Consider the following 10,027-nt stretch of genomic DNA (forward strand, 5'->3'; position numbering starts at 1 on the left):
GGATGTGAGGGCCGTGTCGGGGTGGAGTTTTCTGCCCCGGCACGGCCTTTTCTGTGGGCTGACTTCATCAGTAGATATAGTGCTAAAATTTGTACAAGAAATAGTACAAAGGAAAGATACTATGCTCACCGTTGGATTTTCTGAACTACGTGCCAACCTCACTTCCGTGACTAATCAGGTCATTCAGGAAGGTGAAGAAATCACTGTATTTAAGCGCAATCAGCCTGCTTTCAAGATTGTTCCTCTGGGAGTAGATTCCACTTCTGATAACAAAGAAGCCGTAGCGAAGACTTCTTCTGAAACTATCGATCAGGAGAAGATTTTAGGGGCAGCGACTAGCTTCATTGACCGTTACGAAAGCGTCTTTGAACGTCTGAGCCAGTGATGTCCTCTGCACATATCTCCGTTGATACTGCTTTAGCTATCCACCAGTTGCTTATCAACCGCTTTGGAGGGTCTGCAGGCGTTCGAGACCTTGATATTCTCGAAGGAATTCTTCAGAGCCCTTACCAAACTTTTGGTGGAGAAGAGCTATATCCGCACATTGTAGATAAGGCTGTTCATCTCTGTGTAGAGGTTATTCGTCAACATCCTTTTGTTGATGGCAATAAGCGTGTAGCGGTTGCGCTCCTTGGTGGCCTTCTAGAGTGTCACGGTCTCTATTTAGTAGATGACTCTACTCATCTCTATAACAAAGTCATCGGATTAGTCACTCATGTCTGCAGTATTGAAGAGTTTACTCAATACGTTCATTCGCATCTCACTTCCAGTCTCGAGTGAGCGCATTGCCGCTTCCAGGAGCATGAAAAAACTACCTTTTTAAAAGAAATACCCCCGGTGGATGCTGTACGCATCTGCCGGGGGTATTTGCTTGCCTCGCCCTGCCCGAGGCGGGCTAGTTAGCGCGGGCGGGTCTGAACGCACCGTGTGGAACACTACCTTGCTTCCCTCGGCGGTTCACCGCACGGGCTATAAGGTGGAGCGTACACTTAAGTCATGCGTGAATTACAGGCACAGATCATCCGTGAAATGGGCGTCAAGCCCAACATGACCGAAGAGCAGGCACGCGAAGAAGTGGAGCGCCGCATCCAGTTCATCTGCGACTACCTGGAAGCCACCGGAAGTCGCGGCCTGGTACTGGGCATCAGCGGCGGCATTGACTCCACCCTGGCGGGTCGCCTCTGCCAGCTGGCGGTCGACCGCCTCAACGAGCGCGGCCGCACCACCGAGTTCGTGGCAGTGCGCCTGCCCTACCGTGTGCAGCACGACGAAGAGGACGCGCAGGAGGCGCTGCGTTTCATCCAGCCCACCCGCTCCCTGACCTTCAACATTGCGGAGGCTGTCGACGGCTTCGACACCGCCTACGCTGCCGCGACCGGCGAGCAGATCAGCGACTTCAACAAGGGTAATGTGAAGGCGCGCGCCCGCATGATCGCCCAGTACGCGATTGCTGGCGGCCCCGGCTACCTGGTGGTGGGTACCGACCATGCGGCGGAGTCCATTACGGGTTTCTTCACGAAGTTCGGTGACGGCGGCGCGGACCTGCTACCGCTGTACGGCCTGAATAAGCGCCAGAACCAGCTGCTGCTGCGGGTGCTGGGTGCGTCTGAGCGTCTGTGGGCTAAGCCGCCGACGGCTGACCTGCTGGACGGCGTACCCGGCCGTACCGATGAGGATGAGCTGGGTCTGACCTACCCGCAGATTGATGACTACCTGGAGGGTAAGGAAATCGACGAGGCGGCCGCTACGAAGCTGGAGCAGATTTACCTGCGTAGCCGCCATAAGCGCACTACTCCGGTGACGATTTTTGATTCCTGGTGGAAGAACTAGCGCCTCAACCGGCGTAAGAACTAACGTAAAAGCCCTGAACTCCCTTGGTGGGAGTCCAGGGCTTTTACTATGCTTTTGCAGACCGAGGACTATGCCTTCTGTTCGGGCTGTGCGCCAGAAACCTAGGCAGCCTGAACCTCCGAATCCTCAGAACCTCCAGTCTCAACCTCAGCTTCAGCGGGCGGTACCTTCGCGCCACCGGTGGCGAGGAACAGCACCAGACCCAGCGCGCAGGCGAGCACCTGGGTGAAGGGGAACGCCCAGGTCAGGCCCTTAAATCCGAACCACATGTTGCCGAAGTACACGGCTGGGAAGAACAGCAGCGCAATACCGATGGTCATCAGCATTGCCGGGCGACCCTTACCGGACGCCTGGAACCAGGAGACGAACACGATGCTGACCGCGTTGAACACGGCGGCGAGCATGAGTGCGATCATGACCTCTTCACCGGTGTCGATGAGGCTTGCATCGCCAACCACGGCGAGCAGTTCACGGCGGAAAATCAGCACCGGAATGGTGATGATCGCGGAGGTCGCCACGGACAGGATCGTTGCGGTGCGCAGCGCCTCCTTCACGCGAGCGCCGTTGCGGGCACCGTACGCGTAGGCGTACAGCGGGATACCGCCCATGCACAGGCCCATGCAGAGCATTTCGGGCACCATGTTCAGGCGCATTGCCAGGCCGAACGCCGCGACGGTGTCGTCACCGTAGGAGGCGGCGAGGTTGTTCAGCAGCAGGGCGGCGAAGATCAGGTTGAGGCTCTGAATGAGCTCGGCGGCACCGACCGCGACCACGGGCTTGATAATGGCGGGGTCGAGGGAGAAGTCGCGGATGTTTGCGGAGAAGTTCTCGCTCTGACGCATCAGGAACAGCAGGTAGTACAGCATGGATGCGCCGTTCGCCAGCAGCATCGCCCAACCGGCACCGGCGACGCCCATGCCCATGATGGCGATGAACAGCACGTCGAAGATGCAGGTGACGACGGTGCCGACGATGATGCCGTACATGGACTGCTTGGCGTAGCCTTCGGATCGGACGAGCTGTTCGAGGGTGAACATGCCGATAGCCAGGGGCGCGCCGAGGAACATGAGGTGCACGTAGATGCGGGTCGGTTCGTAGGAGCCGCCGGATGCACCCATGATGCTGGTGATCGGGTCGGCGAGGATGAAGCCGATAGCCGCCGCGACGATACCGGCACCGAGCGCCGAGTAGAGGGCGAAGGAGGTGACGCGGTGAATTTCGTGGGCGGGCTGGCCTTCACCGAGCTTGCGGGAGGCGAGGGTTGAGGAGCCCAGGCCGAACAGTCCTGCGATCGCCATGATGACGCCGAAGACGGGCACGCCGTAGCTGGTGGCGGCGAGGTCTTCGGTGCCGCCGTAGTGGCCGACGAAGTAGGAGTTCACCACGTTGTAGATGCTGGTGATGGCGAGGCCGAGTGCCATGGGCACGCCGAGGGAGAGGAGCGCCTTGAGGATGGGGGCGTCTTTAAGCAGGTAGATGTTCTGCGGGTCTTCGCTTGCGCCGTGCGGGCCGTGTCCGCCGTGTCCTGGGGCGGGTGCGCTATTTTTGGGTGCGTTGTTTTCAGTCTGGTGGGACGTCATAGGTTCCTGTGGTTCTAGTCTGTGTTGTGTCCGGTGCGCGGCAAGAAGCGAGGTCCGCGCGAAAAAACGGGCTAGTGTATTGTACCGTCTCCACGTAGTGGTGGGTCTAGAGGTTTAGACATAAAAAGCAACGAGGCGCCCCTCCCCGTTTAGGGGTGGGGCGCCTCGCCTCATACGTATCGCATGTAGGAGTGTGAGCTATTCGAGCTCAACCGGACCAAGCACGCGAACCTCCTCAATATCCAGGATTTCCTGAATCGCGTGGAGCACATTCGTGTCGATTATGCGCTCATTACGCAGGCGCTTGAGCACGCTGCGTTGCTTCTCCAAATGCCGCAGGCGCAGCTCTTTCTCAAGGTCGCCCGCTTCAATAATGCGGCGGGCTTCTTCCGGCGCATTCGCACCGTCTTTACGAACGGCGTGCAGGTTGTGGTGTATACTCGCGTTGTACATCTGTTCGTCGGCAATGCGGTCGATAATCCACTGTGGTGCACCAATTTCCTGGCCGATCTCAGCCACAGAGTCGAAGGACTCGGCAATGATCGTGCGGATTGCTTCATTAATCTCATCTTCTTCGGTGGTATCAACCGGAATTTTCGCCCACCTAATAACGAGCGGCAGGAGCATCCCCTGAACCACCATCGACAGCAGAACCACGCCCGCAACAACAAAGATAATAAAGTCACGCGCGGGAACATCAGTCGGCACGGAGAGAGCCACCGCGAGGGAAACACCGCCGCGCAGTCCCGCAAAGGTACTCACTACACGGCCACGGAAAGTTGTGCGCAGCTGCTTCTGCTTTTCTGAACGGTCAAGGGCACGAATAATACCGATCGAGACGTGCAGGAAAATAAAACGCGCCGCAATGGAAACAAGCCATGCCACCACAATCACGGCGAACGTCAAAGCCCACGCATAGTTGTATTCACGAAGAACATCATCCACAGGCGCTGTGGCGCTGGGCAGCTGAACACCCACGAGCACGAAGAGCGCACCGTTCATGACATAGGAGACAAACGACCAGATGGGCAGACCGTAGAAACGGTTTTGGGGTTTGATGGTATCCGGTCCGCGATAGGTCAGGTAGAAAGCGGCGACCACCACAGCCACCACTCCGGAACCTTTCATGCCCTCAAAAGGCTCGATCTCTTCAGCCAGGAAGAAAGCAATAAACGGCACGGTAAACATGAACACGCTGAAGTTCATGGGGTTGCCGATGTGCGCACGCAGCTTATCTACACCCCATCCGACGGCCAGGCCAACGAGAGTTCCAATCAGGAACGAGAAGAAGAACATTCCGGATGCAGTCCCCAGGGTAAGTTCATGACCACCCGCAAGCTGCAGGGCGAGTGCGAAAAGAACTAGGGTGGTGCCGTCGTTAATGAGTGCTTCCGCTTTAAGGGTGGTAATGGAAGATTTGGGGAGTTTGCCGTTGAGCGTTGCCACGGCCACAGCATCGGTGGGGGCGAGCGCCACACCGATAATCAGCGCCACATGCCACAGGTAGACGCCCATAAATGTGTGAAGCACCCAGGCGATAACGAACGCCGTGAAAATTACGAGCACCGTGCCCGAGAGCAGAATGCCGCGCAGACGAGCGCGCGCCTCACGCCAGGAGGTGTTTCGGGTCTCCCAGAACAGCATCACGGGCAGGAAGATTTCGAGAATCACGTGCGGTGGCAGCCCGACCTCGCGCACCTCGTGCATGGCGTGAACGGGGATGAGCGCCAGCACAAGCCCCAGGAAAATGAGCAGAATGGCGGGGGTTATCCGTATTTTATGGGCGAGGATATTACCCAGAAGAATTGCCAGCGATAGGGCAATGATGACTTCAAGCAATTTGGTGTGTTCCTTTTGGATGTGGCGGCTGGTTCATGGTGTGCGTCTGATAGACGGCTGATGTCCGCGAGTGTGCGGGTGCCAGGGTGCCCAAAATGTTTTGCTCGTTCCCTGGGCCGTGAGGCTTCCGCGTGGGGACGAGTGCGGGCGTAGCTTCTGTATTTTACCGTTGTTCAGTGCGGGTGGGTGGATGTTTACCCTGAGCAAAACCTTGCCTTATGGCCGCTCGGGATGTGAGTTTATGGGAGGCGACCTGCGTGCATCCGGCGGGTCTGCTCAGCCGGGCCTGCTCAGCCCATGAACCGCCCTACTCTAACCGCTTTTCATGACGTTTTGTGTCGTTCTGACGTGAACTTGGGGTCGTACTGTGTCAGAGAACAGAAAATCCGCCCCTGTGAGTGCGCGTGAGAACTCAGAACGTGAGAAGATAAGGTCATGACTGATAACAACACCGTAACCGGCAGCCCGCTTGTTAAGCGCGGCCTGGCCGACATGCTCAAGGGCGGCGTCATCATGGACGTCGTCACCCCCGAACAGGCTAAGATCGCTGAAGATGCTGGCGCTGTTGCCGTCATGGCTCTCGAGCGCGTTCCCGCGGATATTCGTGCGCAGGGCGGCGTGGCTCGTATGTCTGACCCGGACATGATTGAGGGCATCATTGATGCTGTTTCGATCCCGGTCATGGCGAAGGCACGCATCGGCCACTTCGTTGAGGCTCAGATTCTGGAGACCCTGAAGGTCGACTACATTGACGAGTCTGAGGTTCTTTCTCCCGCTGACTACGTGAACCACATTGATAAGCACCAGTTCAAGGTGCCTTTCGTGTGCGGTGCTACCAACCTGGGTGAGGCTCTGCGCCGTATCACCGAGGGTGCCGCTATGATCCGTTCGAAGGGCGAGGCTGGCACCGGTGACGTCTCTGAGGCGACTAAGCACATCCGCACCATTAAGCGTCAGATTGCTGAGCTGCAGGGCCTGTACAACACCATGCCCGACGAGCTGTACGTGAAGGCTAAGGAACTGGCTGCACCGTACGAGCTGGTTCGTGAGGTTGCTCAGACCGGTAAGCTGCCCGTGGTGATGTTCACCGCTGGTGGCGTGGCTACCCCCGCTGACGCTGCAATGATGATGCAGCTGGGTGCTGACGGCGTGTTCGTTGGTTCCGGTATTTTCAAGTCGGGCGACCCGGTTGCTCGTGCGAAGGCTATTGTGAAGGCTACTGCTTTCTACAATGACCCGGAGAAGGTTGCTGAGGCTTCTCGCGGCCTGGGTGAGGCTATGGTCGGCATTAACGTTGCTGACATTCCGGCACCGCACCGCCTGGCGGAGCGCGGCTGGTAATTCGTGCGCGCACCCCGCATTCGGGGTGAGTGTTTGATGAGGGGGTGGGGTTCGCTGAGGCGGGTCCCACCCTCCTTGTGTTTGTTGTGTTTGTTGTTTTGTGAAGGGAGCGGTGATGGTTGAGAAGGTTCAGCCTACCGGTATTTTGCCGGGTGAGGGTTTGACGGTTGGTGTTTTGGCGTTGCAGGGCGGCGTGAGTGAGCATGCGGAGATGCTGGAGTCTTTGGGTGCGCAGGTGCGTTGGGTGCGTACCGCGGAGCAGCTTGAGGGTCTGGATGCGCTGGTTTTGCCGGGTGGTGAGTCGTCAACAATTGACCGCCTGACCCGTATTTTTGGTGTGCGGGAGCCGCTGATTGAGGCGATTTCTTCGGGCCTGCCGACCCTGGGTACGTGCGCGGGCCTGATTATGCTGTCGAAGCGTATTGATGATCCGGCGCCGGGTCAGCAGTCGCTGGGTGTCCTGGATGTTTCGGTGGGTCGTAACGCGTTTGGTTCGCAGGTTGATTCTGCGGAGGTGCGCCTGCCGTGGCTGACCCCTGCCGGTGATGAGGTGGTTATTGATACGGCATTTATTCGTGCGCCGATTGTGACTGGCACTGGTGAGGGTGTGCAGGTGACGGCTCGTCATGAGGGGAAGATTGTGGGTGTGCGTTCGGGCAACCTAATCGGTATTTCTTTCCACCCGGAGGTTACGGGCGATACGACGGTGCATGAGGAGCTGCTGGCTCTGGCATGCGAGGTGAAGGGCAAGTAGCCCCCAAAAAAAATAAGCCCGGTAATGAGCCTTTAAAGAGTTGTGGCGGTGACCGTTGTTCGGTCACCGCCACAACTCTTTTTGCGCGGGCTTATGCGTGAGTGGGTTTATGGGCGGGAGCTGCTGGGGATTTGGGGCTGGGCCTTCCATTGCTGGTAGGCGCTCGTGGCGAGGAATCGTGCACGGTTCGCGTCGCTGATCGTCTTGATGTCTGCGGGGGCTGCCTCGTACCACTTTTCGTAGAGACGAATAATCATCTCGGGGTAGGCGGCTTCTTCCAGGTCTGCGCGGTGGGGGATGAATTCGTTGCGGTTCTTGATGTCTCGGTACTCGCTACCGGCGAAGGGGTCGGTGACTCCGACGCTGGGGTGAGCGTTGTAGGCATCGATGTTTTGAACGTATTCGGGGAGGGTGCTGCGCCCTGCTTTGAGTGCGGCGTGGCATTTGCTGTCGATTTCGCTGGGCTCAATGATGTGGGCGCCGTCTGCGAGGATGTTCCGGTACTGGATGTACGCGGGGTACTGTTCATCGGTGCGCGGGACGGGCTTGGCGGCTTCTGCTGAGGCGGTAGCTTCGGCGGAGTATGAGGAGCAGCTGACGGTGGGCGTGGTGCTTGCCGTTGCTGAGGTGCTCGCCGTGGAGGGTGAGGAGGTGCTGCTTGCCGCGGTGTTTGCACCACCGCAGGCGGCAAGGAACAGGGGCAGGATTGAGAGAGCGGCACCGTATCGCAGTGCGTTATAGCGGGGGTTGGGGGTCCTGGATTTCAGGGCCATAATGTCACCTCATTGTGGGCTGGAACATATCGATTTGACCCTCACTATACGGGCGGTTTTGATACATGGTCAAGAGAAAAATATGTTTATTTTTTAAAATCCAACACCTCGGAGGAAAATCGACAAACAAGTTTATTCAGCGCCTTGACTTGCGTAAATACGGAAGCCACCGGGCTCTTGAAGTAAACATGTCACTAAAACACCAGCGTCAGGTATTGCTATTTGCCCGATAATCAGCAGAAGCCAACATGCCCGGAGGAGCACGGTTGGAGCGCCCTTTATGCAACCTCGAACTCCGTAAAAGCCTGCACCTCAACGGCCCAACGCTACTGCAGGAGGAAATAGATAAGTCCCCTAACGTATTCCCAGAGCAGTACCAAGATGACGCACTGCACAACAAATGCGGCTATAGCTGCGAGGGTTGGCACCCAGTAGCTACGCTTAGAACATGCAATAAAAACTGCTATAAAAATAACGCATGAGATAATATCGGGACCCCAGAGAATGAATGCCTGTAGATCATATGGCCACAATATTCCATGCATATATTCTGTAGGGACTTTACATGAACTTAAGATATTGCCTTTTAAAATTTCATAAGTCCCATACATTTTAAAAACTAAATATAGCGATGCGATCCAAAAAATTCCTATACGAAGCTTTACACCCAGCCACATACTAAAAGTCTGCCATAAGCTAGCTGATACAACTCCCACCACAAAGAAGGGTATATAGTCGAAATATGCACTTTGCCACCTATCACATGGCGATACAAATCTATAGAAATCTGCATACAGGGCAGTTGGGAAAATATAGAAAAATTGCAATACAATGAGAAATAAGATATACAAAATTATTTTCTCATTTACGGCGAACATTTTATAAGTAGAATTCATGATGCCATTTCCTTTCAGTAGCATAAAAAGCTAGTAGCGGAACACCGAACGCATAGCCTCAATATTGTTTTTCTTATCCACTAAGCCCCGAAGCCAATGCTAAGACAAGTAGGCGACCTGCAAACCCTCCGCACTCTTACCCCGTCTACCTCATGTTTAAGCAGGTCAGAACTTTAAGACTACTGGGTTGCACATCTTGCGTCTAGAGTGTTGGTTTTAAACTAAGATGGTATTTTCCATTGACCATGTATCAAATATTTGGGTATGTTTAGACGCAATATATCGTTCCATCCCTCTTGTGAGGTGGTCTCATGACCCACACCCCTGTTTTTCTTTCGCTCCGTTCCAGCGGTCTACGACGCGGTGCCGCGTTGGCGATTCTTCCCATGCTTCTTGCTTCCTGCGGCAGCTCCACCAGCACGGCATCCAGCACTCCGGCACCCTCGAATACGACCGTGGCTTCCTCCCCGTCAGCAGCAAGCTCCACCGGGTCCGCCTCCTCTTCCGCGGCGAAGAAGAGCTCCACCCCCTGTCTTGAACCTGACGAAACCGCGAAAGCTCAAACCCTCAAGCAGCAGGAAGCCATCAGCGCCGACCGCGGTACTGCGCTCCCTTCCTATGTATCTGCACGGCATGTTGTGCGCAACCAGGCGAACTTCCCCACCCGCGCCGAAGCTGAATCAGCAGGATCCGAGTGCCTGGCACTGTACGAGAAGAACAAGGCCGATCACACCTACGCTGCGGCATGGGTACGCGCTATCGATGACAATAACGTGGCAAGCGGAAAGGTAGCCTCCGGCCCGCGCACTGACATCCAGAGCGCCGACCCCTACAAGGCAAGCAACTATGTCGATATTCGAGAGGGCAAGGAGTACTTCCCGACCCGACAGGAGCTGCTCGCGGCAAACTACCCCGAGAACTACATTGTTGCTTTTGAGGCGTGGGCGCAGCAGGCACCCGCCGATGTGAAGCAGAAGAGCGACGCGAACCGTG

10 protein-coding genes are annotated in these 10,027 nt (G+C 56.3%); 6 read left to right on the forward strand and 4 right to left on the reverse strand.

What is annotated here, in order from left to right; translation table 11 throughout:
• Positions 1-121: 121 nt before the first annotated feature.
• The 3 genes from HMPREF2928_RS01815 (at position 122) to nadE (ending at position 1,830) form a co-directional block, all read left to right on the forward strand.
• A complete protein-coding gene (locus HMPREF2928_RS01815; protein ID WP_049340141.1) occupies positions 122-385 on the forward strand; it encodes a type II toxin-antitoxin system Phd/YefM family antitoxin in 264 nt (87 codons plus the stop codon).
• Entirely contained in the window at positions 385-780 is a 396-nt protein-coding gene (locus HMPREF2928_RS08920; RefSeq protein WP_080974499.1) for a type II toxin-antitoxin system death-on-curing family toxin, read from the forward strand. Before HMPREF2928_RS01815 ends, HMPREF2928_RS08920 begins: the two co-directional genes overlap by 1 nt.
• A 216-nt stretch (positions 781-996) precedes the next feature.
• A complete protein-coding gene (gene nadE / locus HMPREF2928_RS01820; RefSeq protein WP_049340139.1) occupies positions 997-1,830 on the forward strand; it encodes an ammonia-dependent NAD(+) synthetase in 834 nt (277 codons plus the stop codon).
• 122 nt (positions 1,831-1,952) lie between these two features.
• On the opposite strand, the gene HMPREF2928_RS01825 is transcribed toward nadE, so the two are convergent.
• Positions 1,953-3,431, reverse strand: a complete 1,479-nt coding sequence (locus HMPREF2928_RS01825; protein ID WP_070687199.1) for an MATE family efflux transporter — start codon at positions 3,429-3,431, stop codon at positions 1,953-1,955.
• A gap of 198 nt (positions 3,432-3,629) precedes the next feature.
• Positions 3,630-5,270, reverse strand: a complete 1,641-nt coding sequence (locus HMPREF2928_RS01830) for a Na+/H+ antiporter (RefSeq protein WP_070687201.1) — start codon at positions 5,268-5,270, stop codon at positions 3,630-3,632.
• Positions 5,271-5,705: 435 nt separating this feature from the next.
• On the opposite strand from HMPREF2928_RS01830, the gene pdxS reads away from it, so the two are divergent.
• On the forward strand, positions 5,706-6,611 hold the full coding sequence (pdxS, locus tag HMPREF2928_RS01835; RefSeq protein ID WP_005507298.1) for a pyridoxal 5'-phosphate synthase lyase subunit PdxS: 906 nt from the start codon (positions 5,706-5,708) through the stop codon (positions 6,609-6,611).
• 115 nt (positions 6,612-6,726) lie between these two features.
• A complete protein-coding gene (pdxT, locus tag HMPREF2928_RS01840) occupies positions 6,727-7,365 on the forward strand; it encodes a pyridoxal 5'-phosphate synthase glutaminase subunit PdxT (protein WP_070687203.1) in 639 nt (212 codons plus the stop codon).
• 107 nt (positions 7,366-7,472) lie between these two features.
• Here pdxT and HMPREF2928_RS01845 read toward each other — a convergent pair whose 3' ends face one another.
• Together HMPREF2928_RS01845 and HMPREF2928_RS01850 are read right to left on the reverse strand one after the other, a co-directional pair.
• Complete coding sequence (locus HMPREF2928_RS01845; RefSeq protein WP_070687205.1) at positions 7,473-8,138, reverse strand: hypothetical protein; 666 nt, start codon at positions 8,136-8,138, stop codon at positions 7,473-7,475.
• A 326-nt stretch (positions 8,139-8,464) separates the two neighbouring features.
• Positions 8,465-9,034, reverse strand: a complete 570-nt coding sequence (locus tag HMPREF2928_RS01850) for a hypothetical protein (protein WP_044143532.1) — start codon at positions 9,032-9,034, stop codon at positions 8,465-8,467.
• Positions 9,035-9,345: 311 nt separating this feature from the next.
• On the opposite strand from HMPREF2928_RS01850, the gene HMPREF2928_RS01855 reads away from it, so the two are divergent.
• A partial coding sequence (locus HMPREF2928_RS01855; RefSeq protein ID WP_070687207.1) for a hypothetical protein occupies positions 9,346-10,027 on the forward strand: 682 nt, incomplete at its 3' end.

It is taken from the genome of Rothia sp. HMSC072B04, from assembly GCF_001813725.1.
Lineage (GTDB): Bacteria > Actinomycetota > Actinomycetes > Actinomycetales > Micrococcaceae > Rothia > Rothia mucilaginosa.

What these genes read in the sequence shown, in the direction of transcription:
- HMPREF2928_RS01815 (WP_049340141.1), top strand. Translation starts at nt 122, where the DNA reads ATGCTCACCGTTGGATTTTCTGAACTACGTGCCAACCTCACTTCCGTG.
- HMPREF2928_RS08920 (WP_080974499.1), top strand. Translation starts at nt 385, where the DNA reads ATGTCCTCTGCACATATCTCCGTTGATACTGCTTTAGCTATCCACCAG.
- nadE (WP_049340139.1), top strand. Translation starts at nt 997, where the DNA reads ATGCGTGAATTACAGGCACAGATCATCCGTGAAATGGGCGTCAAGCCC.
- HMPREF2928_RS01825 (WP_070687199.1), bottom strand. Translation starts at nt 3,431, where the DNA reads ATGACGTCCCACCAGACTGAAAACAACGCACCCAAAAATAGCGCACCC.
- pdxS (WP_005507298.1), top strand. Translation starts at nt 5,706, where the DNA reads ATGACTGATAACAACACCGTAACCGGCAGCCCGCTTGTTAAGCGCGGC.
- pdxT (WP_070687203.1), top strand. Translation starts at nt 6,727, where the DNA reads ATGGTTGAGAAGGTTCAGCCTACCGGTATTTTGCCGGGTGAGGGTTTG.
- HMPREF2928_RS01845 (WP_070687205.1), bottom strand. Translation starts at nt 8,138, where the DNA reads ATGGCCCTGAAATCCAGGACCCCCAACCCCCGCTATAACGCACTGCGA.
- HMPREF2928_RS01850 (WP_044143532.1), bottom strand. Translation starts at nt 9,034, where the DNA reads ATGAATTCTACTTATAAAATGTTCGCCGTAAATGAGAAAATAATTTTG.